The following is a 23,264-nucleotide window of genomic DNA, read 5'->3' on the forward strand; positions in this document are numbered from 1 at the left end:
ACGGGATCAGCGCATGGACGACGACGTTCTGGCCGTGGTGCGGCGCTCCCTCCCCAAGCTCAGCGCGGCGGAGGGACGCGTCGCCGAGAGGATCCTCGGCGACCCCACCCTCGTGGTGGACCTCGCGATCAACGATCTCGCGCAGCTCTGCCAGACCTCGCTGTCGACCGTCGCCCGCTTCGCGCAGTCGCTCGGCTACAGCGGCTACCGGGAGCTGAGGGTCGCCGTCGCGCGGGCGGTCACCCTGGCCCAGGCGCAGCAGGCCCGGTTCGGACTCGACTCCACGGCGATCGACCGCGACGACGGCCCGGCCGCGATCGCCGCGAAGCTCGCGGCCCAGGAGATCGACGCGATCGAGAAGACCGCCCGGGCTCTCGATGCGGACGCCCTCGACCGGGTCGCGCGGGCGGTGGTCGTGGCGCGGCACATCGACCTGTTCGGGCAGGCGGCGTCATCGCTGACGGCCCAGGACCTGCAGCTCAAGCTCTCCCGGATCGGCTGCTCCGTGACCCACTCGGCCGATCCGCATCTCGCGGTCACCGCGGCCGCATTGCGGTCCTCCGCGGATGTGGCGATCGCCTTCTCGCACGGCGGCGAGACGGCCGAGACGGTTCGTGCCCTGGAGGTCGCCCGGGCCGCGGGCGCCCTTGCGGTGGCCGTGACGAGCGCGGCCGACTCCCCGCTCGCGGCCCTCGCCGACGTCGTGCTCCTCAGCCAGGCCCAGGAGTCGCCGTTCCGGATGGCCGCCATGTCGAGCCGGATCGCGCAGCTCGCGCTCATCGACGTGCTGTTCGTGCGCATCGTGCAGCACCGGGGCGAGCACGTCGCGGTGTCCCTGCAGCGCACGCACGACGCGGTTCCGCCACGGCGCTGGCACCCCGCGGACTGAGCCGCCGCCTGCTCAGTCGACGTGGTCGCGCGTGCTGGCGATCGCGCGCGTCGCGATGCGGTGGGCGCGGGCCAGGCTCCCGTGCAGCGTCAGGCCGGTGAGGACGCCGGCGAGGAAGCCGGCGGCGAACGCGTCGCCCGCGCCGATCGTCTCCACGACCGGTGCATCGAGAGCCTCGCTGCCCACCCGGTCCGCGCCGTCGAACGCCACGGCGCCGGCGGGGTCGGTCACGACCAGGTAGCGCGGCTCGGGGAACAGCGCCCGCAGCTCGTCCGGTGCGCTCGTGCCGAACACGGCCTCGGCGTCGGGGCGGGTGCAGAACAGGACGTCGGCGCGGTGGGCGAGATCGGTGAGGACGGCGCGTCCCTCGTCCTCGCGGCCCCGCCACAGCGCGGGGCGCCAGTTCAGATCGAAGCTGACGAGACGGCCCGGTCCCGGCGCCGCGACCAGGGCCTCCTGGGCGGCGCGTGCGGAGGGCGAGAGCGCGGGCGTGATGCCGGAGGTGTGCACGAGGGCCGCTGCGGCGAGCAGGTCCACCGCCACGGGCGACTCCAGCGAGGCCGGCGACAGCGCCGCCGCGGCCGACCCGGCGCGGTAGTAGTGCATCGTCCCCTCCACGGCGCCGTCCGCCCGCGGGGAGAGCTCCTTGACGTAGAGGCCCGTCGGTGCGATCGGGTCGATCTCCACAGCCTGATCGTCGACGCCGTGCGCGCGGAGCTCGGCGGTGAGGAAGCGTCCGAAGCCGTCGTCACCGACGCGGGACACGACCGCGGTGCGGATGCCGGCGGAGGACAGCGCGATCGCGGTGTTCCATTCGGCCCCGGCGAGGGAGCGGTGGAACGTGCGGCAGGTCTCGAGCGGTCCGGCGGTGGCGGCGACGAGGGCGACCAGGCCCTCGCCCAGGCACACGACGCGGGGAGTGGTGTCCGGCACGTTCTGGACATTACCGGATCGAGGGCGGTGCCGCGTCGATACCGGATCGCAACCTCGGACTCTTGGCATCGGCCGGACCGCTGGGTACCTTCGAGGAATCACCGTCTCCGCGGCGACGATGCCCGGAGACGCGCAAGGAAGCGCCCGACAGGGAAGGTCATACACACATGCACCAGTCAGCCATGCCTCGGCGAGGACTCGCCGCCGTCACCGGAGCGACCATCGCCGCTCTCGCACTCGCCGGATGCGTCGCCAGCGAGCGCGGGGACAACGGGTCGGAAGGATCGGGTGACGTCGACGGCACCTTCGTCTTCGCCGCCTCGTCGGATCCCGCGAGCCTCGACCCGGCGTTCGCGCAGGACGGCGAGACCTTCCGCGTCTCCCGCCAGATCTTCGAGGGTCTGGTGGGCACGGAGCCCGGCACGGCCGACCCGGCGCCGCTGCTGGCGGAGTCGTGGGAGTCGTCCGAGGACGGCATGTCCCACACGTTCGCGCTGAAGGAGGGCGTGACCTTCCAGGACGGCACGCCGTTCAACGCCGAGGCCGTCTGCGCCAACTTCGACCGCTGGTACAACTGGACCGGTCTCGCCGCCTCCGAGGCCTTCGGGTACTACTACAACAAGCTCTTCAAGGGCTACGCCTCCAACCCGGAGGACGCGGTCTACAAGTCCTGCACGCCCGACGGCGAGAACTCCGTCACGATCGAGCTGAACAAGCCGTTCGCCGGCTTCATCGCCTCGCTGTCGCTCCCGGCCTTCGGCATGCAGAGCCCCTCGGCGATGCAGGAGTTCGGCGCGGACGAGGTCGGCGGCACCGCCGAGGCCCCGCAGCTGTCCGAGTACGCCATGGGCCACCCGGTCGGCACGGGCCCCTACCAGTTCGAGGAGTGGGCGCCGGGCGAGCAGGTCACGCTCAAGGCCTACGACGACTACTGGGGCGAGGCCGGACAGATCGACGAGATCATCTTCCGCACCATCGACGACCCGACGGCGCGTCGCCAGGCGCTCGAGTCGGGCTCCATCGACGGCTACGACCTCGTGGGCCCCGCCGACACGAAGGCGCTGGAGGAGGACGACTTCACCATGGTGTCGCGTCCCCCGTTCACGATCCTCTACCTCGCCTTCAACCAGGCGATCCCGGAGCTGCAGGACCCGAAGGTGCGCGAGGCGCTGTCCTACGCGATCGACAAGGACGCCCTGATCAGCCAGGTCCTCCCGGAGGGCACCGAGAAGGCGACGCAGTTCGTCCCGCCGGTGGTCAACGGCTACAACGACGAGGTCACGACCTACGACTACGACCCGGAGAAGGCCAAGGAGCTGCTCGCGGAGGCCGGCTACGACGAGGCGAACCCGCTGTCGCTGGACTTCAACTACCCGGTCAACGTCTCGCGTCCGTACATGCCGGACCCCGAGCAGATCTACACCGTCCTGTCCTCGCAGCTCTCGGAGGTCGGCGTGGAGACCACTCCGGTCTCCGAGGAGTGGGTCGAGTACCTCGACCGCACCACCGGCACTTCCGACCACGGCATCCACCTGCTGGGCTGGACCGGCGACTACAACGACACGGACAACTTCGTCGGTGTGTTCTTCGGCCAGCAGAGCTCGGAGTGGGGCTTCGACAACCCGGAGCTCTTCCAGGCGCTGACCGAGGCGCGCGGGGTCTCCAACCTCGACGACCAGACGGCGCTCTACGAGGACATCAACGAGATGGTCGCGGAGTTCATCCCGGGCGTCCCGCTCGCCCACCCGGCGCCGACGCTCGCCTTCGACCCGCGCGTCGAGAGCTACCCCGCCAGCCCGGTGAACGACGAGGTCTTCACGGACATCGTCCTCACGAAGTAGGCCTGACCATTTGATATGCCGAGCCCCGGTTCCGCCTCGCGGGACCGGGGCACGGCGTACCTTCTGATCGACGGAGAACTCTGTGCTGCGCACCATCGGCAGGCGACTGCTGTTCCTCATCCCCACCCTGTTCGGGCTCAGCATCCTGCTGTTCGCCTGGGTCAGGGCCCTCCCCGGCGGCCCCGCGGTCGCCCTCCTCGGCGAGAAGGCCACCCCCGAGGCCATCGCCAGGGTCAACGAGCTCTACGGCTTCAACAAGCCCCTCATCGAGCAGTACTTCATCTGGGTCACGCGCCTGCTGCAGGGCGACTTCGGCACGTCCATCCAGACCAACCGGGCGGTCACGGAGGAGTTCCTCCGCCGCTTCCCCGCGACGATCGAGCTGAGCGTCGCGGCGCTCATCTTCGCGGTGGGCGTCGGCATCCCGCTCGGGTACTGGGCGGCCCGCCGCCACGGCAAGTTCACCGACCACGCGTCGGTCGTGCTGAGCCTCATCGGGATCACGATCCCGGTCTTCTTCCTGGCCTTCATCCTCAAGTACGTCTTCGCCGTGCAGCTGGGGTGGCTCCCCTCGGACGGCCGGCAGGACCCCCGGATCGATGCCACCCATCCCACCGGCTTCTACGTCTGGGACGGCATCATCACGGGGGAGTTCGACGCCGCGTGGGATGCGATCCTCCATCTGATCCTCCCGGCGCTCGCGCTCGGCACCATCCCGCTCGCGATCATCGTCCGCATCACCAGGGCGAGCGTGCTGGAGGTGCAGAACGCCGACTACGTGCGGACGGGGCGGGCGAAGGGCGTGGGCTCCGGCACGCTGCGCAGCCGGTTCATCCTCCGCAACGCCATGCTCCCCGTCATCACGACGATCGGCCTGCAGACCGGACTCCTCATCTCGGGGGCGGTGCTCACCGAGACCGTGTTCGCCTTCCCCGGCATCGGATCGTTCCTCGCGCGCGCCATCTTCACGCGCGACTTCCCGGTGCTGCAGGGGTTCATCATCTTCATCGCGATCGCCTACGCCCTCATCAACCTGGCCGTGGACGTGTCGTACAGCCTCATCGATCCGAGAGTGAGGGTGCAGTGATGTCCTCCTCCCTCATCCGAAAGGAGGCGCTCGCATGAGCATCGCCCTCCCACCCGCACAGGGGCCGTCCGCCGAGAGCGGCGGCAGCATCGACACCGTCGCCATCGCCCAGGCCGACCTCAAGGAGAGCGGCGGCGGGTTCTGGCGCGACGTGCTCCGCCGGCTCCGCCGCAATCCGACGGCGTGGATCGGCGCCGTCATCGTGCTCCTCTTCCTCCTCGTCGCGGTGCTCGCGCCGGTCCTCGCTCCGTACCCCGAGACCGCGCTCCCCGGGGCGAAGGAGATCACGCCGACGCACATCCCCGGCCCGGGGGAGCTGCCGCAGTTCCCCCTCGGTCTGGACCGGTTCGGCGGCGACGTGCTGTCCAAGCTCATCTGGGGCGCTCAGGCGTCGCTGCTGATCGGCGTCGTCTCCACTGCGATGGGTCTCGTCGGCGGCATGATCCTCGGACTCCTCGCCGGCACGTTCGGAGGCTGGGTCGACACCGTCATCATGCGCGTCGTCGACATCATCCTCTCGGTGCCGAACCTCCTGCTGGCGGTGTCGATCGCCGCGATCCTCGGACAGACGCCGTACGCCGTGATGATCGCCATCGGGGCCTCCCAGGTGCCGATCTTCGCGCGCCTGCTGCGGGCGTCCATGCTCCAGCAGCGCTCCAGTGACTACGTGCTCTCGGCGCAGACGCTCGGCCTCGGCCGCGGCCGGATCACGATGTCGCACGTCCTCCCGAACGCGATCGGGCCCGTGATCGTGCAGGGCACCCTGACCCTCGCGACCGCCGTGATCGATGCGGCGGCGCTGTCGTTCCTCGGTCTCGGCGGCGGCGGCCCCGCGACGGCCGAGTGGGGTCGCATGCTCACGTACGCGCAGGCGGAGCTGGCGATCGCCCCGTGGCTGGCGTTCCTCCCCGGCATCTGCATCGCCGTCACCGCGCTCGGCTTCACCCTGCTCGGTGAGGCGCTGCGCGAGGCCATGGACCCGAGGACGAGGGCACGATGAACATCCGCGACGAGGGCGCCGTGCGCGCCGCGAAGGAGAACGGCATGGCGGACCAGCCCCTGCTGTCGGTCGAGGGCCTGGCGGTGGACTTCGCCACCATGGACGGCGTCGTGCACGCCGTCGAGGGCGTCGACCTCGAGATCCGTCCGGGGGAGACCGTGGCGATCGTCGGCGAGTCCGGCTCCGGCAAGTCGACCACCGCGATGGCGATCATCGGGCTGCTCGCAGGCGGAGGGAAGGTGGCCGCCGGCAGCATCAAGCTCGACGGACGCGACATCTCCCGTGCCTCCGAGAACGAGCTGCGATCGATCCGCGGACGGGACATCGGGCTCGTGCCGCAGGACCCCATGTCGAACCTCAATCCGGTTGCGAAGATCGGCACCCAGGTCGCCGAGACGCTGCTCGCCCACGGCCTCGCCACCCGGCAGAACGTGCAGTCCAAGGTCGTCGAGGCGCTGACCGCGGCCGGTCTTCCCGATCCGGAGCGTCGGGCCAAGCAGTACCCGCACGAGTTCTCCGGCGGCATGCGCCAGCGGGCGCTCATCGCCATCGGGCTGGCGTGCAAGCCGCGACTGCTCATCGCGGACGAGCCCACCAGTGCCCTGGACGTGACGGTGCAGCAGACCATCCTCGACCAGATCGGCGAGATGACGAGGGAGCTGGGCACCGCCGTGCTCCTCATCACGCACGACCTCGGGCTCGCCGCGGAGCGGGCCGAGCGCGTGATCGTGATGCACCGCGGCAAGGTCGTCGAGCAAGGGCCGGCGCGGCGGATCCTCGAGGACCCGCAGCACCCGTACACCCAGTCGCTCGTGAAGGCGGCGCCGTCGGTGGCGGTGGCCCGGCTTCGTCCTGAGGCCTTCGTCCGGGACGCTTCGACAGGCTCAGCGACCCACGAGGGGCCTGGGTCCCTGAGCTCGTCGAAGGGCAACATCGTCGAGATCGAGAACCTCACGAAGGTGTACCCCGTGCGCGGCAAGCACGAGGACTTCGTGGCCGTCGACGACGTCTCGCTCGCGATCCCGCGCGGGGAGACCGTCGCGATCGTGGGGGAGTCCGGATCGGGCAAGACCACGACCGCGCGCATGCTGCTCAAGGTCATCGAGCCCACGAGCGGCCTCATCCGCTATGAGGGCAAGGACATCTCGACGCTCAGTCGTGCGGAGACGAAGGACTTCCGGCAGCGGGTGCAGCCGATCTTCCAGGATCCGTACTCCAGCCTGAACCCCATGTTCACGATCGAGCGCCTGATCGCGGAGCCCCTGGAGTTCTACAAGCGGGGGAGCGGGGCCGACCGGCGCAAGCGCGTGCGGCAGCTCCTGGACGACGTCGCGCTGCCGCAGTCGATGCTGCGGCGCTACCCGTCCGAGCTCTCCGGCGGGCAGCGTCAGCGTGTGGCGATCGCGCGAGCGCTGGCACTGTCGCCGGATCTCATCGTGTGCGACGAGCCCGTGTCGGCGCTGGACGTGCTCGTGCAGGACCAGATCCTGCGGCTGCTGGGCGACCTCCAGCGCGAGTACGGCCTGAGCTACCTGTTCATCTCGCACGACCTCGCGGTGGTGCGGCTCATCAGCGACTACGTGTGCGTGATGAAGGACGGGAAGCTCGTGGAGGCCGCGTCGTCGGAGGAGATCTTCACGAATCCTCGCGACCCCTACACGCGCCGCCTCCTCGCCTCGATCCCCGGCAACGAGCTCAACATCGCGTCCTGACCCGAGACCCCGGTTTTGTGTCGAAACCCCGCCCTGCCTCCGCGGTGAGGGCGGGGTTTCGACGCGCAGGCGGGGTCTCGGCGGTCCCATTACCGCAGCATCGAAGATTGGTCAAGGATTGCGCTTGCCATGTCGCGAGATCGCGTCTATAGTTGGTAGTTGCGCTCGCTTCTCCCTGCCCTCATATGGTGGTCGGCATCTCGTGAGCTTCTGAGCGCACTCCACCTGACGACAAAGGAATCGAGAAGCCCTGCGGGGCTCACGGAGGTTATTCCCTTGGCTGCTGCTCCCAACGCATCCACATCCACCACCACCAAGAACGGACGCGGAGCTTCCCGTCTCTCGTTCGCCAAGATCTCCGACACGCTGACGGTCCCCGACCTTCTCGCCCTGCAGACCGAGTCCTTCGGTTGGCTGGTCGGCAACGACGCCTGGAAGGCGCGCGTGGCCGAGGCCAAGGCCGCCGGTCGCACCGACGTGAACGAGAACAGCGGTCTGGGCGAGATCTTCGAGGAGATCTCCCCGATCGAGGACCTCGGCGAGACGATGCAGCTGTCGTTCACGAACCCGTACCTCGAGCCCGAGAAGTACTCCATCGAGGAGTGCAAGGAGCGTGGCAAGACCTACGCGGCCCCGCTCTACGTCGAGGCCGAGTTTATGAACCACCTCACGGGTGAGATCAAGACCCAGACGGTCTTCATGGGCGACTTCCCGCTCCAGACCGACAAGGGCACGTTCATCATCAACGGCTCCGAGCGCGTCGTCGTCTCGCAGCTCGTGCGCTCGCCGGGTGTCTACTTCGACAAGACCCCCGACAAGACGAGTGACAAGGACATCGTCTCGGCGCGCGTCATCCCGAGCCGCGGTGCCTGGCTCGAGTTCGAGATCGACAAGCGCGACCAGGTCGGCGTCCGCGTCGACCGCAAGCGCAAGCAGTCCGTGACGGTCTTCCTCAAGGCGCTGGGCATGACCAGCGAGGAGATCCTCGAGGAGTTCGCCGGCTACACCTCCATCGAGGAGACGCTCGCGAAGGACACGATCGTCACCAAGGAAGACGCGCTGCGCGACATCTACCGCAAGCTGCGTCCGGGCGAGCAGGTGGCCGCCGAGGCCGCCCGCGCGCTGCTCGACAACTTCTACTTCAACCCGAAGCGCTACGACCTCGCCAAGGTCGGCCGGTACAAGATCAACCACAAGCTGGGTCTCGACACCCCGCTGACGGAGTCGGTGCTGACGGTGCAGGACATCGTCGCCACGATCAAGTACCTCGTGCGTCTGCACGCGGGCACCGAGGAGACCTTCGAGGGCATCCGCGGCGGCAAGAAGACCGAGATCCGCCTCGCGACCGACGACATCGACAACTTCGGCAACCGTCGCATCCGCGCGGTCGGCGAGCTGATCCAGAACCAGGTCCGCACGGGTCTGTCCCGCATGGAGCGCGTCGTCCGCGAGCGCATGACCACGCAGGACATCGAGGCCATCACGCCGCAGACCCTGATCAACGTGCGCCCCGTCGTCGCCGCGATCAAGGAGTTCTTCGGAACCTCGCAGCTGTCGCAGTTCATGGACCAGAACAACCCGCTCGCGGGTCTGACCAACAAGCGCCGTCTGTCGGCTCTCGGCCCCGGTGGTCTGAGCCGTGACCGCGCCGGCGTCGAGGTCCGCGACGTCCACCCCTCGCACTACGGCCGCATGTGCCCGATCGAGACGCCGGAAGGCCCGAACATCGGTCTGATCGGTGCGCTCGCGACCTTCGCGCGCATCAACTCGTTCGGCTTCATCGAGACCCCGTACCGTAAGGTCGTCGACGGTGTCGTGACCGACCAGATCGACTACCTGACCGCCTCCGAGGAGGTCGACTTCAACATCGCGCAGGCCAACGCGCCGCTCGATGCGAAGGGTCGCTTCCGCGAGAGCCACGTGCTCGCGCGCCCCAAGGGCGGCAGCGGCGAGGTCGACCTGTTCCTCCCGGAGGAGATCGGCTACATCGACGTCTCGCCGCGCCAGATGGTGTCGGTCGCGACCTCGCTCGTGCCCTTCCTCGAGCACGACGACGCGCAGCGCGCGCTCATGGGCGCCAACATGCAGCGTCAGGCCGTGCCGCTGCTGCGCAGCGATTCGCCGCTCGTCGGAACCGGTATGGAGGGCTACACGGCCATCGACGCCGGTGACGTGATCACCGCCGAGAAGGCCGGTGTCGTCTCCGAGGTCTCCGCGGACCGCGTCGTCGTCATGCTCGACGAGGGCGGCACGCAGGAGTACCACCTGCGCAAGTTCGACCGCTCGAACCAGGGCACCTCCTACAACCAGAAGGTCGTCGTCTCGGCCGGTGAGCGCGTCGAGGTCGGAGAGGTCATCGCCGATGGCCCCGCCACCGAGAACGGCGAGCTGGCCCTCGGGAAGAACCTCCTCGTCGCGTTCATGACGTGGGAGGGATACAACTTCGAGGACGCCATCATCCTGAGCCAGGACCTGGTGAAGGACGACACCCTCTCGTCGATCCACATCGAGGAGTACGAGGTCGACGCCCGCGACACGAAGCTCGGCAAGGAGGAGATCACCCGTGACCTCCCCAACGTCAGCCCGGAGCTGCTGAAGGACCTCGACGAGCGCGGCATCATCCGCATCGGCGCCGAGGTCCGCCCCGGCGACATCCTCGTCGGCAAGGTCACGCCGAAGGGTGAGACCGAGCTGTCGGCCGAGGAGCGTCTGCTCCGCGCGATCTTCAACGAGAAGAGCCGCGAGGTCCGCGACACGTCGCTGAAGGTGCCTCACGGTGAGCAGGGCACGATCATCGCGGTCAAGGAGTTCAACGCCGAGGACGGCGACGACGAGCTCGGCTCCGGCGTCAACCGCCGCGTCGTGGTCTACATCGCCCAGAAGCGCAAGATCACCGAGGGCGACAAGCTCGCCGGCCGCCACGGCAACAAGGGTGTCATCGCGAAGATCCTGCCCGTCGAGGACATGCCGTTCCTCGCGGACGGCACCCCGGTGGACATCGTCCTCAACCCGCTCGGCATCCCGGGTCGAATGAACTTCGGCCAGGTCCTCGAGACCCACCTCGGGTGGATCGCGAAGCAGGGCTGGAAGGTCGAGGGCACCCCGGAGTGGGCCGCCAAGCTGCCGCAGCAGGCGTTCGAGGCCGCGCCCGGCACCAAGGTCGCCACCCCGGTGTTCGACGGTGCCAGCGAGGAGGAGATCTCCGGTCTGCTCGACTCGACGCTCCCCACCCGTGACGGTCTCCGCCTGATCGACTCGAGCGGCAAGACGCAGCTGTTCGACGGCCGCTCCGGCGAGCCGTTCCCGGCGCCGATCTCCGTGGGCTACATGTACATCCTGAAGCTCCACCACCTGGTGGACGACAAGATCCACGCCCGCTCCACCGGTCCGTACTCGATGATCACCCAGCAGCCGCTCGGTGGTAAGGCGCAGTTCGGTGGACAGCGCTTCGGTGAGATGGAGGTGTGGGCCCTCGAGGCCTACGGTGCGGCGTACGCCCTCCAGGAGCTCCTCACGATCAAGTCCGACGACATCCTCGGCCGCGTCAAGGTGTACGAGGCCATCGTCAAGGGCGAGAACATCCAGGAGCCCGGCATCCCCGAGTCGTTCAAGGTGCTCATGAAGGAGATGCAGTCGCTCTGCCTGAACGTCGAGGTCCTCTCGGCCGACGGCACGCTGGTCAACCTCCGCGACACCGACGACGAGGCGTTCCGCGCCGCAGAGGAACTCGGTATCAACATCTCCAGCCGCTTCGAGGCCGCCTCGATCGACGAGATCTAATCCTTCGACGGGCTCAGCCGTCCCCGCGACGGCTGAGCCGGTCGAAGCCCAGACTTCTCAAAAAGAATTTCCGACACAGGAGAACTAGTGCTCGAGTCCACAACCTTCGATGAGCTTCGCATCGGCCTGGCGACCGCAGACCACATCCGCGCGTGGTCCTACGGCGAGGTCAAGAAGCCCGAAACCATCAACTACCGCACCCTCAAGCCGGAGAAGGACGGTCTCTTCGGAGAGCAGATCTTCGGCCCGTCCCGTGACTGGGAGTGCGCCTGCGGCAAGTACAAGCGCGTCCGCTTCAAGGGCATCGTCTGCGAGCGCTGCGGCGTGGAGGTCACCAAGAGCTCCGTCCGTCGTGAGCGCATGGGTCACATCGAGCTCGCCGCTCCCGTCACCCACATCTGGTACTTCAAGGGCGTGCCCTCGCGCCTCGGCTACCTGCTGGACATGGCGCCGAAGGACCTCGAGAAGGTCATCTACTTCGCCGCGTACATGGTCATCTCGGTCGACGAGGAGGCCCGTCACCGCGACCTGGGCACCCAGGAGAACAACATCCGTCTCGAGCTGAAGACGCTCGGCGACCGCCGCGACGCGAAGATCGCGGAGCGCCTGGCGAAGCTGGAGGAGGAGCTCGCGGCCCTCGAGGCCGAGGGTGCCAAGGCCGACGCCAAGAAGAAGGTCAAGGACGCCGCCGAGAAGGAGATGTCGCTCATCCGCAAGGGTGCCGACGAGGCGATCCTGAAGCTGGAGCGCGTGTGGGAGGACTTCCGCACGCTCGAGGTCGGTGCCCTGCGCCCGGAGGACGACGTCTTCCACGAGCTGCAGGACCGCTTCGGCCAGTACTTCGAGGCCTACATGGGGGCCGAGGCGATCCAGCGTCGCCTGGCCGCGTTCGACCTGGCCGCCGAGGCCGAGAGCCTGCACCTGCAGATCTCGGAGGGCAAGGGCCAGCGCAAGATCCGTGCGATCAAGCGCCTCAAGGTCGTCAACTCGTTCCTCGAGACCGGCATGAGCCCGGCCGCGATGGTGCTCGACGTCGTCCCGGTGATCCCGCCGGAGCTGCGTCCGATGGTCCAGCTCGACGGTGGCCGCTTCGCGACCTCCGACCTGAACGACCTGTACCGCCGCGTGATCAACCGCAACAACCGTCTCCGTCGCCTGATCGACCTCGGTGCCCCCGAGATCATCGTCAACAACGAGAAGCGGATGCTGCAGGAGGCCGTCGACGCGCTGTTCGACAACGGCCGCCGCGGTCGCCCGGTCACCGGTACCGGCAACCGCGCCCTGAAGTCCCTGAGCGACATGCTCAAGGGAAAGCAGGGTCGCTTCCGCCAGAACCTGCTCGGCAAGCGTGTCGACTACTCGGGCCGTTCGGTCATCGTCGTCGGCCCGCAGCTCAAGCTGCACCAGTGCGGTCTGCCCAAGCAGATGGCGCTCGAGCTCTTCAAGCCGTTCGTCATCAAGCGCCTGATCGACCTCGGTCACTCGCAGAACATCAAGGCCGCCAAGCGCGCCGTCGAGCGCACCCGTCCCGAGGTCTGGGACGTGCTCGAGGAGATCATCCGCGAGCGTCCAGTGCTGCTGAACCGTGCACCCACCCTGCACCGTCTCGGCATCCAGGCGTTCGAGCCGCAGCTCGTCGAGGGCAAGGCCATCCAGCTGCACCCGCTCGTCTGCGCGGCGTTCAACGCCGACTTCGACGGTGACCAGATGGCCGTGCACCTGCCGCTGTCGGTCGAGGCTCAGGCCGAGGCCCGCGTGCTCATGCTCGCGTCGAACAACATCCTGAAGCCGTCGGACGGCCGTCCGGTCACCCTGCCCTCGCAGGACATGATCATCGGTCTGCACCACCTGACGACGGTCAAGGCCGGCGCCAAGGGCGAGGGCCGTGCGTTCGGCTCCGTCGGCGAGGCGCAGCTCGCGTACGACGAGGGCACGCTCGACCTGCAGGCGAAGGTCCGCATCCGCATCCCGGGTCTGGCCTTCCTCGAGGGCGAGGCTCCCGAGGGCTACGAGAAGCACGGCCTGGTCGACGCTTCGCTGGGTCAGGCGATCTTCAACGACGCGCTGCCGAAGGGCTACCCCTTCGTCCGCGAGCAGGCCGACAAGGGCAAGCTGTCGCAGATCGTCAACAAGCTGGCCGAGGAGTACCCCAAGGTCGAGACGGCCGCCACGCTGGACCGCATCAAGGATGCCGGTTTCTACTGGGCGACCCGTTCGGGTGTGACCGTCGCGCTGAGCGACATCCTCACCCCGCCGAACAAGGCGGAGATCGTCGCGGGCTACGAGAAGCAGGCCGCGAAGGTCCAGTCCCAGTACGAGAAGGGCCTCACGACCGACGCCGAGCGTCGTCAGGAGCTCATCAAGATCTGGACCGAGGCGACCGACGAGGTGCAGGCCGCGATGAAGGCGCACTTCCCGGAGGACAACACCATCAACCGCATGGTGTCCTCTGGCGCTCGTGGTAACTGGCTGCAGATCCGGAACATCGCCGGTATGCGTGGCCTGGTGAACAACCCCAAGGGTGAGATCATCCCGCGTCCGATCATCTCCTCGTACCGCGAGGGTCTGTCGGTGGCGGAGTACTTCATCGCGACGCACGGTACCCGTAAGGGTCTGGCCGACACCGCTCTGCGTACCGCCGACTCGGGTTACCTGACCCGTCGTCTGGTGGACGTCTCGCAGGACGTCATCATCCGCGAAGAGGACTGCGGCACGTCGAAGGGCCTCGAACTCCCGATCGCCGCTCCGAACTCGCAGGGTGAGCTGGTGCGCGACGCGAACGTCGAGAACTCGGTGTTCGCCCGCACGCTGGCCTCCGACGTGGTGAACGCGTCGGGCGAGGTCCTGGCCGCGGCCGGCGACGACGTGGGCGACGTGCTCATCGACAAGCTGGTCGCCGCGGGCGTCGAGACCATCAAGGTCCGCTCGGTCCTGACCTGCGACTCCGCCGTCGGCGTGTGCGCGCAGTGCTACGGCCGTTCGCTCGCGACCGGCAAGACCGTCGACATCGGCGAGGCCGTCGGCATCATCGCGGCCCAGTCGATCGGTGAGCCCGGTACCCAGCTGACGATGCGTACCTTCCACACCGGTGGTTCGGCGTCGGCGGATGACATCACGCAGGGTCTGCCCCGTGTGCAGGAGCTGTTCGAGGCGCGTACCCCCAAGGGTGCATCGCCGATCGCGGAGGCCGACGGCCGCATCACGATCGACGAGACCGAGAAGGCCAAGAAGGTCATCCTCACGCCCGACAACGGCGACGAGCCCGTCGTCTACCCGGTGCTGAAGCGTGCCACCCTCCTCGTCGAGGACGGCCAGCACGTCTCGGTCGGTCAGCCCTTGCAGGTCGGCACGCTCGACCCCAAGGAGGTCATGCGCGTCATGGGTGCCCGCGAGGTGCAGAAGTACCTCGTCGGCGGTGTCCAGGGCGTCTACCGCTCGCAGGGTGTGCCGATCCACGACAAGCACATCGAGGTCATCGTCCGCCAGATGCTCCGCAAGGTCACCGTCGTCGACCACGCCGACACGACCCTGCTGCCGGGTGAGATGGTCGATCTGAAGCGCTACCAGCAGATCAACCGCGAGGCCGTGGCTGAGGGCAAGCGCCCCGCGTCCGGTCGCCCGGAGCTGATGGGTATCACGAAGGCGTCGCTCGCGACCGAGTCGTGGCTGTCCGCTGCGTCCTTCCAGGAGACGACCCGCGTGCTCACGCAGGCCGCCATGGAGGGCAAGCGCGACCCGCTGGTCGGTCTCAAGGAGAACGTCATCATCGGAAAGCTCATCCCCGCCGGAACCGGTCTCTCGAAGTACCGCGACGTCACGGTCGAGGCCACCGAGGAAGCCAAGAGCGAGCGCTACCCGAACCGGATCTTCGCATCCGACGGCGCGTACGCGGACGGCGACTTCGGCTACGTCGACTTCGACGCGTTCTCGACGGACGACATCACCCCCGGTACCTACAACTGAGGTGTGACTGAGTGAACGAAGGCCCCGGGGTTCTCCCCGGGGCCTTCGTCGTCCCTCGGCGCGGTCGGGGTGTGCACAGCTTCGGAGATCCGGCGCGGCGCGCCGCCGGTGGGGCTCATCCATCGGGGTGTCGGGTGTCATCTCCGAAGCTGTGACCGGGGCGGGCGCGGTAGGGTCGGCGAGTGACCACTGAGACTTCCCCCGGCGGCGCGGCCGTCGTCATCGGAGACGCCCTGATCGACGAGATCCGGGATGAGGCCGGCGTCCGCGAGTTCGTCGGCGGAGCCGCCTTGAACGTCGCGGTGGGGCTGCGCCGGCTCGGAATCCCCACGACGCTCATCGCGATGGTGGGGGAGGACGTCGCCGGCGCGCACATCCGCGAGTACCTGGCCGATCACGGCGTGCGGCTGATCGCGAGCGCGGCACCGCACGGGTCGTCGCGGGCCGTCGTCACCCGAGCTGCGAACGGCGAGCCGAGCTATGTCTTCAACCGCGCGGCCCAGGAGCGGACCGTCCGGTACTCGGACGAGGCGAGAGCCGCCATCGGCGACGCGGACATCGTCGCGGTCAGCTGCTTCCCCTTCGATGCCCCCGAGGAGGTCGACGCCCTCGCCGCCGCGGTGGAGGGCGCGCGGCTCGCGATCGACCCGAACCCGCGCACCGGGATGCTGTCCGACCGCGAGGAGTTCGTTCGCGGCTTCGAGCGGCTGGCCGCGCGGGCGGACCTGGTGAAGGTCGGCGCCGACGATGCCGACGTGCTCTATGACGGCGACCTCGACACCCTGCGCGCGCGGCTCCGGGACCTCGACGTCACGGCGGTGCTGGCGACGGCCGGAGCGGACGGCGCCGTGCTCGAATCGGACGCCGGGTCGGTCTCGGCCCCCATCTCGGCGCTGCCGGGTCGGGTGGTCGATACCGTGGGCGCGGGGGACGCGACGCTCGCCGCCGTCGCCGCCGGACTGGTGGACGGGGCCCCGAAGGCGGTCGAAGGATGGTCCGCCCTGCTCGAGCGCGCGATGGATGTGGCCGCCGCGACCTGCCGCGCCGAGGGCGGGCTGCTGCGCACACCGGAGTCGCTGGCCGCCGCCGACCGCGGCGTGCACGGGAGCTGACGCCTCGATTTCTCGCGCCCGCATCCGGCAGGTATGATTGTTCTTCGTGCCCCCGGTTGGCTGTTCAAGTCGGACGGGTGCGCTCTGGCGAGTTACCCAAGTGGCCAAAGGGATCTGACTGTAAATCAGCCGTCTTCGACTTCGGGGGTTCGAATCCCTCACTCGCCACCACGGAAGCCCCCGCTCGCGGGGGCTTCTCCCGTTCCCGGCCTCACCTCCGCGCCGAGTTCCTAGACTGGAGCGATGCGACCTCTCACCGAAGCCGACGTCCGGGCCTCGTTCGTGAACGCGGACGCCGACGAGCTGCGCGTCATGGAGATGCCGCACGACTTCCTCCTCGTGGACTGGGACTACCTCGACTTCTTCGCCTGGCGCGACCCGAGCGCCGGCAAGCGCGGCTACGTCCTCATCCCGCACGAGGGACGCGTGGTCGGCGTGGTGCTGCGGGCGTCGGAACCAGGGCGCGGGCGCTCGGGCATGTGCAACATCTGCCACACGATGCAGCCGGGCAACCAGGTGGCGCTGTTCGCGGCGCGACGCACGGGAGAGGCGGGGGAGCGCGGCGACTCGGTCGGCACCTACATCTGCGCCGATCTGTCCTGCCACGAGAACGTGCGCCTGGCGCATCCGCTCGCACCGAACGAGATCCGGGCGGCGGGACAGGTCGACTTCCGGCTCGATGGCACCCGGCGACGGATGGAGCGGTTCGTGGCGCGCGTCTGGGAGGGCGCCTGAGCGCGGCTAGCCTGGAGGCATCCGCCTGTGCTCGAAGGAGAAGCCATGAGTGATGCCATCCTGTTCGCCGTCGACGAGGGGCTGGCGCGGCTCACGCTCAACCGTCCGACCCGCCTCAACGCCTTCAACGCCGATCTGGCGTACGCCTGGCGGGATGCGACCGTCGAGGCGACGTCGCGCGACGACGTGCAGGCCATCCTCATCGACGCGGCGGGACCGGCGTTCTGCGCGGGCGGTGACGTGATCGACATGGCGACGACCATGGGGTCGTCCGGGGCGGAGATCACCGCGCTGGCGGAGGTCATCAACACGGGGATCCGCGCGCTCACGGAGTCGAGCGTGCCCGTGGTCGCCGCGGCGCACGGGACGACGGCCGGTGGCGGACTCGGCATCCTGCTTGCCACGGACTACGCGGTGGTGGGCTCGCGGTCGCAGCTCGGGAGCCTGTACGCGAACATCGGCCTCACGCCCGACCTCTCCGTGTCGGCGCAGCTCGCGCGGGCCGTGGGTCAGCGCCGTGCCCTCCAGCTCGTGCTGCAGGACCGGCTGCTCACGGCCGCGGAGGCCCTCGACTGGGGTCTGGTGGCCGAGGTCGTGGAGGGCGAGGACGGCAGGACGGAGGCCGACCGGGTCCGTGCGCGGGCCGAGGAGGTCGCGCGGTTCTGGCTCGCCGGGGCCGCCGACGCATACGGGCAGGCCAAGCGGCTGGTGCGGTCGCAGCCGGAGCGCACCTTCGCCGAGCAGCTGAGCGAGGAGGCCCGGTCCATCGGCGCCGCCCTGGAGACCCCGGACGCACAGGCGCGGGTCGCGGCCTTCGCGGCGGCCTCCGCGAAGAAGGCCGGCTGACCCTTCCTCCCCAGACCGCGGTCGGTCCCCGATCTCCTTCGCACTCGAGGGAAGCCGGAACAAGCGGGCCCGCGCGTGGCAGGATGAAGGCATCGCCGCTCGACGAGAGGATCCCCATGTCCCATCCGGACACCGCCCGGCTGCAGCCGCAGGGTGACAAGAAGAACTTGTCGCTGCTCATCAGGGGCTCGCTGTGGGTCGCGATCGGCGCCCTCATCGCCGCGGCTCTGGTCTGCGTCGTGTGGGTCCTGGTCGGTGATCAGAACGGCCTCATCGGTCGCGCCTTCCTCACGATCCTCCTGCTCGCCGCCTTCGCCGGGATCGCCATCCTCGAGGCGGGCCTCGCGCCGAACCGGCCGGACTGGCTCCAGCTCGCGAGCATGGTCTCCTGGGTCATCGCGCTCCTCGTCGGCCTCGTGAAGATCTGGCTCCCGGAAGACGGGCTCTACTTCGGCGCGGAGCGCTTCTTCCAGCTGCTGCTCGTGATCGGGATCCTGCAGCTCGCACTGCTCCATGTGCGGCTCTTCACCCGTGCCGCGCAGCGCCATGTCACGACCTTCACGAAGGTGATCCACATCGTGACGATCGTCTTCCTCGGCGCCCTCGTCGCCCTGCTGGTCTTCTTCCTCGCGTTCCCCAACACCTTCGATTACACCGAGCTGTACTGGCGCATCGTCGTCGCCCTCACGATCCTCGTCGCCGTCGGCACCACGCTCATTCCGCTGCTCAACGCCCTGTTCGCGCCGAAGAAGGCTCCTGCCGCCCTGCCGGTCGCCTCCGCACCGTCCTGGCCGACCTACGCCGACGGGATCACGCCCCTCCCGGTCCTTCCGGACGGGAGCCCGGACTGGAATGCGTTCTACACGGGGTACCCCTCGACGGCTCCCCAGGCCCTGGGTCAGGCGCCCGCCGCGGGGTTCCCCGTGGCGACCCCGCCCCTGGCGCCGACGGCTCCGGCCCTTCCGGACTTCGCGGCGCCTCCCGCTCCTGGCCCTGTGCCTCCCGCGCCCGACCTGCCGGCGCCGCCGCAGCCGGCGTCCCCCTCGTCGGCACCTGCGCAGCCGGCGCCGCCGCAGCCCGCTCCGCCCACCCAGGGTGAGCCCCCGGCCTTCCCGCCGCCGCCGCCCGCACCCTCGCACCCGGCGCCGTGATCGACGCTCTCGAGCTCAGCGCGCTGGCGACGGAGATCGCCGAGGAGGCGGGTGCGCTCGCCCGTACCCGACGCCGGGAGGGCGTCCGGCTCGCGGCGACCAAGTCGACGCTCGCCGACATCGTGACCGAGGCTGACCGCGAGGTGGAGGCGCTCATCCGCGAGCGACTGCGCGCGGCGCGGCCGGCGGACGGTTTCCTCGGCGAGGAGTCGGGGGCGGCCTCCGGCGACAGCGGCATCACGTGGGTGGTCGACCCCATCGACGGCACGGTGAACTACGCCTACGGCATCCCCGCGTACAACGTGAGCATCGCGGCCGTCAGTGGTCCTCCGGAGCCCGACGCATGGGAGGCACTGGCCGCCGCCGTGCACGCTCCCGCCATCGGCGAGACCTTCACGGCCGCTCGCGGGCACGGTGCCTGGTCGGACGGCGTCCGGCTCGCGGTGACCGCGGTGACCGTCGCCGGGGCACTCCTGGCGACCGGGTTCGGCTATGACCCGGCGACGCACGACGGCGACCTCGCGACGGTCCGCCGGGTGATGCCCATCGCCCGGGATCTCCGCCGTATGGGTTCGGCGGCCCTGGACCTGGCCTACGTGGCGGCGGGCCGACTGGACGGATACTTCGAGCGCGGCCTCAAACCGTGGGATCACGCGGCGGGTGCCCTGCTCGTCCAGGAAGCGGGTGGGCGCGTGAGCCGGATCGACCGGGAATCGCCGCGGCCCTTCCTGATCGCGGGTGGCGTGACCGTGCACGACCGACTCCGGGATATCCTCGATGAGAAAAACCCTGACCGATCCATGGCTTTCACAGGAGGATCGGGGTAGTGTTTACCCGATCGTTACTTTCACCACCCGAAGGTGAGAGTTGTCATTGCGCCCCCGAGCATCACGAACGACCGAGAGATTAGCTTTGCCCTTCGAGAACCCCCAGGCTGCCGCTGCGCCCACGCGCCGGTCCAGCCGCCCTCGCACTGCGGCCTCCGAGGCCTCGGCGAGCGGGTCGACGGCACCCCTCGCTGACGCGGAGACCGTGATCGCCCTCGCTGCTGTCATCCCCCTGTCCCGTCGCGCCGCGCGTCAGCGCCAGGCCGAGGTGCCCCCGGTGCCGGTCGCACCCGAGGAGCCCTTCATCGCCGCGGCTGCACCCGCCATTGCCGATGTCCCCGCGGTGCCCGTCGTCGCCGAGATCGTCGAGAAGTCCGAAGACACGGTCCCGGTCGAGGACATCGCCCCGGCATCCGAGCCCTTCGTCGCCGAGGCTGACGCCGAGGGCGACGCCTTCGAGCGCGCCTCCCGCGCCTTCCGTGAGACCGGCTCCATCCCGACGCCGTCGGCGTCCCGCCGTTCGGCTTTCGTCGCGAACGCCGCATCGCAGACCGCGCCGAACATCGGCACCGCCGGCCTCGCGGCCGTCGGTCCTCGCCGCACCCGCCGCATCCGCAAGACCCTCGCCGCCGGTGCCACCGTCGGCGCGATGGGGCTCGCCGGACTCCTGGCCGTGTCCATGACCCTGCCCGCGGAGGCCGTCGCGGCCGCCCAGGGCGGATCGCTCGCCTCGACGTCCCTCGTCACGGCGGCTGCCGCCGATGCGGCAGGCTCGGCGGACGACGAGATCCAGGCCTTCGTCGCGCCGTCGGGCGTGCAGAACGAGCCGCTCTCGCGCGCCGACAACTTCAGCACGGTCTCGCTCGTCGAGGTCGCGGCCGAGCAGGGCATCAACTACTCCGGCGAGATCTTCACGAACGACCCGGACGCCGCCATCCAGTGGCCGTTCCTCGTCGGAGTGGGCATGAGCTACGGCTACGGCATGCGCAGCGGCCGCCTCCACGAGGGCATCGACTTCGTGCCGGGCAACGGTGCGCCCATCCAGGCGATCGCCGACGGCACCGTCCGCATCGCGACCGAGCAGGGCGCCGCCTACGGTGTCACGGTCTACATCGACCACGTCATCGACGGCTCGGTCATCACGAGCCACTACTCGCACATGCAGTACGGCTCGCTGCAGGTGAAGGCGGGCGACAAGGTCAAGGTCGGCGACATCGTCGGCAAGACCGGTAACACCGGCCGCTCCTACGGGGCGCACCTGCACTTCGAGCTCATCGTGAACGGGACGACCATCGACCCGATGCCGTGGCTCAAGAAGAACGCCGGACGCACGTCGCTCACCTCGGAGGAGTGACCGTCTCGATTTCATGAGGACGCCACAGTGATGGTATTCTCGTGTGGTTGCCCCGCGAGGGGCAGCACGCCCCGATAGCTCAGTGGCAGAGCACTTCCATGGTAAGGAAGGGGTCGTCAGTTCAATCCTGACTCGGGGCTCGGAGTTCGCATCTGCGATGCGGATGCCGTGCGGCAGGGTAGCTCAGTTGGTGAGAGCGCACGACTCATAATCGTGAGGTCGCGGGTTCAAGCCCCGCTCCTGCTACAGAATGAAACCCCCGGAACCTTCCGGGGGTTTTGTCGTCTCCGGCCACCGTGCCGGGATACCGTCCTCACCCCGCGCGGAGCGTCCTAGAGTGTGTGACGCGTCGGCCTCCCGGCCGGCCACCGAGATGGCGGGCATCGAGGGACGAGGTCTGTCGTGTCTGCGCCCGATCGCCGTGCAAGCATCGTGTTCCGGGACGCCCGGCGTGCCCTGGAGGAAGCCGTCGCGGGCGGGCGCGGTCATTCCCTCGGGCTCGAAACACTCGCGCCGCACGAGTCCTGGGACGTGCTGGTCGCCGAAGGGTACGGGCGGGCGCTGCTGACCGGCGCCCTCGCCGGAGCACTCGCCGGGCTGCTGCGGCACGGCGTGAGCGTCGCCGACGTGCTGAGCTGTCCTGCTGTCCCTCTCGGGGTCGAACTCGGGCCGACCTCCCTTCGACTCGTCAGGGGATGGCTCGCGGACGGCGTGGCCGAGATGGATGATGCCGTCGTATCACGGACGATGGTGGCCGGCGTGGCCGATGATCTCATCGGTGCCTCCGACGCGGCCCTGGCCGTCGGCGATGCGCACCGGGTGGCCGTGCTGGTCTTCGGGATCGCGGCGGTCGGCACGCACACAGTCCGGCGCGCGGTGTGATCCGGGCGGTCAGCTCTGCCGAGCGAAGGTGTCGGGGGCGGAGGCTCCGACCCGACCGCGAATGAAGATCATCAGCACGAGGCCGGCGACGATCACGACGATGTTGCCGAGTCCCGCGATGGCTGTCAGCCCACCCTCGGCGGGGTGCAGCGTCTGCAGGAAGATGCTCGGGTCGGTGCTGGCGTGCAGGAGGATCGGGGCGAGGATGGTCCGGGTGACGCGGAGCGCGAGGTACATGCAGATGCCGAAAGCGAAGGTGTACACGAGCTGGAAGAGGGTCGGGAACAGGTCCTGTCCGGTCAGCAGGTTGCCCGAGTGCAGCCCGGCGAAGATCGCCGCAGAGATCACCGCGACGACGAGCTCGCGCGCCCCCGCGTCGCGCATCATCTTCACGACGAGGCCGCGGGTGAGGACCTCTTCCGCGAAGCCGATGGCGAGTCCCGCGAGCAGCCAGGTCGCAACCACATCCAACCCGACGCTGCCGTAGTCGATCGTGAGGAAGCGGAGGACGTTGAACAGCAGGACCGCGACGATCGCGATCCACATCCATCCCGCTCCCCGGATCGGCTGGCGCCCGAACACGGGGCGCCACCACCCGACCGAGGCGATGAACCCGATGAGCAGGAGACCCCCGACGAGGATCGGAAGGACGTCGTAGACGAGGACGCCGGCTGCGCTGGCCGGGTCGTCGACCTGCGCGGCCAGCGGGAGGAAGGCGAGCGAGAACAGCTGATAGAGGCCGTAGTACACCGCCGCGAGCAGGAGGGCGCGCCACCAGCCTCCGCGATCCCAGAAGCGCTGCCAGGCGGAACGGTGCGGTGCGGCGTCGATCACGGGTGCTCCTCGAAGGGGGATGGCGGGCACCTCCAGTGTGACGGCTCCGCCCGCCCGGCGCGGGCGCCGGGCGGCGACACGCCGTGTCAACCCCCTCGGCCCCGGCAGCCCGCCCGCTCAGACTGGCCGTCCGGATCCCCAACGTCAGGAGGCGCCATGTCCGACACGTCGAACAGCCAGGAGAACCAGGAGGAGATCGAGGCCATCGGCGTCGACCCCGACTTCGTCACCACCGACCACGACCCCGAGCCCGACGAGCTTCCGGCGACGGGCGGCGGGGAGGACGACGACGACGTCGACGTCGCCGACCTCCCCTAG

Annotated in this window: 17 protein-coding genes and 3 tRNA genes; 18 read left to right on the forward strand and 2 right to left on the reverse strand. The window is 69.2% G+C overall.

The window, feature by feature from the left end:
• Positions 1–13: 13 nt before the first annotated feature.
• Positions 14–889: a MurR/RpiR family transcriptional regulator gene (locus tag ACFU8V_RS05840; protein WP_249521705.1), complete on the forward strand. Its 876-nt coding sequence runs from the start codon at positions 14–16 to the stop codon at positions 887–889.
• 12 nt (positions 890–901) lie between these two features.
• Here the strand turns inward: ACFU8V_RS05840 and ACFU8V_RS05845 are convergent, their stop codons facing one another.
• The gene (locus ACFU8V_RS05845; RefSeq protein ID WP_366216350.1) at positions 902–1,822 is read right to left on the reverse strand and encodes a sugar kinase; all 921 of its coding nucleotides are present in this window, start codon (positions 1,820–1,822) and stop codon (positions 902–904) included.
• A 167-nt stretch (positions 1,823–1,989) separates the two neighbouring features.
• On the opposite strand from ACFU8V_RS05845, the gene ACFU8V_RS05850 reads away from it, so the two are divergent.
• From ACFU8V_RS05850 to ACFU8V_RS05925, 16 genes are all read left to right on the forward strand, one after another.
• Positions 1,990–3,663 carry an ABC transporter substrate-binding protein gene (locus ACFU8V_RS05850; protein ID WP_025104415.1) on the forward strand — a complete coding sequence of 558 codons (1,674 nt, stop codon included), beginning with the start codon at positions 1,990–1,992 and terminating at the stop codon, positions 3,661–3,663.
• Between the two features lie 82 nt (positions 3,664–3,745).
• The gene (locus ACFU8V_RS05855) at positions 3,746–4,750 is read left to right on the forward strand and encodes an ABC transporter permease (RefSeq protein ID WP_366216352.1); all 1,005 of its coding nucleotides are present in this window, start codon (positions 3,746–3,748) and stop codon (positions 4,748–4,750) included.
• Between the two features lie 34 nt (positions 4,751–4,784).
• On the forward strand, positions 4,785–5,750 hold the full coding sequence (locus ACFU8V_RS05860; protein ID WP_378869720.1) for an ABC transporter permease: 966 nt from the start codon (positions 4,785–4,787) through the stop codon (positions 5,748–5,750).
• Positions 5,747–7,462: an ABC transporter ATP-binding protein gene (locus tag ACFU8V_RS05865; RefSeq protein WP_303708474.1), complete on the forward strand. Its 1,716-nt coding sequence runs from the start codon at positions 5,747–5,749 to the stop codon at positions 7,460–7,462. Before ACFU8V_RS05860 ends, ACFU8V_RS05865 begins: the two co-directional genes overlap by 4 nt.
• A gap of 276 nt (positions 7,463–7,738) precedes the next feature.
• On the forward strand, positions 7,739–11,242 hold the full coding sequence (locus ACFU8V_RS05870; RefSeq protein WP_025104411.1) for a DNA-directed RNA polymerase subunit beta: 3,504 nt from the start codon (positions 7,739–7,741) through the stop codon (positions 11,240–11,242).
• A gap of 87 nt (positions 11,243–11,329) precedes the next feature.
• A complete protein-coding gene (rpoC, locus tag ACFU8V_RS05875) occupies positions 11,330–15,205 on the forward strand; it encodes a DNA-directed RNA polymerase subunit beta' (RefSeq protein ID WP_025104410.1) in 3,876 nt (1,291 codons plus the stop codon).
• Positions 15,206–15,387: 182 nt separating this feature from the next.
• The gene (locus ACFU8V_RS05880; RefSeq protein ID WP_378869725.1) at positions 15,388–16,317 is read left to right on the forward strand and encodes a PfkB family carbohydrate kinase; all 930 of its coding nucleotides are present in this window, start codon (positions 15,388–15,390) and stop codon (positions 16,315–16,317) included.
• Between the two features lie 86 nt (positions 16,318–16,403).
• A tRNA-Tyr gene (locus ACFU8V_RS05885) sits at positions 16,404–16,488 on the forward strand.
• 72 nt (positions 16,489–16,560) lie between these two features.
• Positions 16,561–17,052, forward strand: a complete 492-nt coding sequence (locus ACFU8V_RS05890; protein WP_025104408.1) for an FBP domain-containing protein — start codon at positions 16,561–16,563, stop codon at positions 17,050–17,052.
• Positions 17,053–17,097: 45 nt separating this feature from the next.
• Complete coding sequence (locus tag ACFU8V_RS05895; RefSeq protein ID WP_378869728.1) at positions 17,098–17,898, forward strand: enoyl-CoA hydratase/isomerase family protein; 801 nt, start codon at positions 17,098–17,100, stop codon at positions 17,896–17,898.
• A gap of 116 nt (positions 17,899–18,014) precedes the next feature.
• A complete protein-coding gene (locus ACFU8V_RS05900) occupies positions 18,015–19,049 on the forward strand; it encodes a hypothetical protein (RefSeq protein WP_378869731.1) in 1,035 nt (344 codons plus the stop codon).
• The gene (locus tag ACFU8V_RS05905; RefSeq protein WP_378871798.1) at positions 19,049–19,876 is read left to right on the forward strand and encodes an inositol monophosphatase family protein; all 828 of its coding nucleotides are present in this window, start codon (positions 19,049–19,051) and stop codon (positions 19,874–19,876) included. Before ACFU8V_RS05900 ends, ACFU8V_RS05905 begins: the two co-directional genes overlap by 1 nt.
• Positions 19,877–20,081: 205 nt before the next feature.
• On the forward strand, positions 20,082–21,230 hold the full coding sequence (locus ACFU8V_RS05910) for a M23 family metallopeptidase (protein ID WP_231729399.1): 1,149 nt from the start codon (positions 20,082–20,084) through the stop codon (positions 21,228–21,230).
• Between the two features lie 68 nt (positions 21,231–21,298).
• Positions 21,299–21,370, forward strand: a tRNA-Thr gene (locus ACFU8V_RS05915).
• Positions 21,371–21,402: 32 nt separating this feature from the next.
• A tRNA-Met gene (locus tag ACFU8V_RS05920) sits at positions 21,403–21,476 on the forward strand.
• 156 nt (positions 21,477–21,632) lie between these two features.
• The gene (locus ACFU8V_RS05925) at positions 21,633–22,112 is read left to right on the forward strand and encodes a hypothetical protein (protein WP_378869735.1); all 480 of its coding nucleotides are present in this window, start codon (positions 21,633–21,635) and stop codon (positions 22,110–22,112) included.
• A gap of 9 nt (positions 22,113–22,121) precedes the next feature.
• On the opposite strand, the gene ACFU8V_RS05930 is transcribed toward ACFU8V_RS05925, so the two are convergent.
• Positions 22,122–22,946 carry a CPBP family intramembrane glutamic endopeptidase gene (locus ACFU8V_RS05930; RefSeq protein WP_378869738.1) on the reverse strand — a complete coding sequence of 275 codons (825 nt, stop codon included), beginning with the start codon at positions 22,944–22,946 and terminating at the stop codon, positions 22,122–22,124.
• 156 nt (positions 22,947–23,102) lie between these two features.
• On the opposite strand from ACFU8V_RS05930, the gene ACFU8V_RS05935 reads away from it, so the two are divergent.
• Positions 23,103–23,264 carry a hypothetical protein gene (locus tag ACFU8V_RS05935; protein ID WP_153245006.1) on the forward strand — a complete coding sequence of 54 codons (162 nt, stop codon included), beginning with the start codon at positions 23,103–23,105 and terminating at the stop codon, positions 23,262–23,264.

It is taken from the genome of Microbacterium sp. NPDC057658 (assembly GCF_042799975.1).
Classification (GTDB): Bacteria; Actinomycetota; Actinomycetes; order Actinomycetales; family Microbacteriaceae; genus Microbacterium.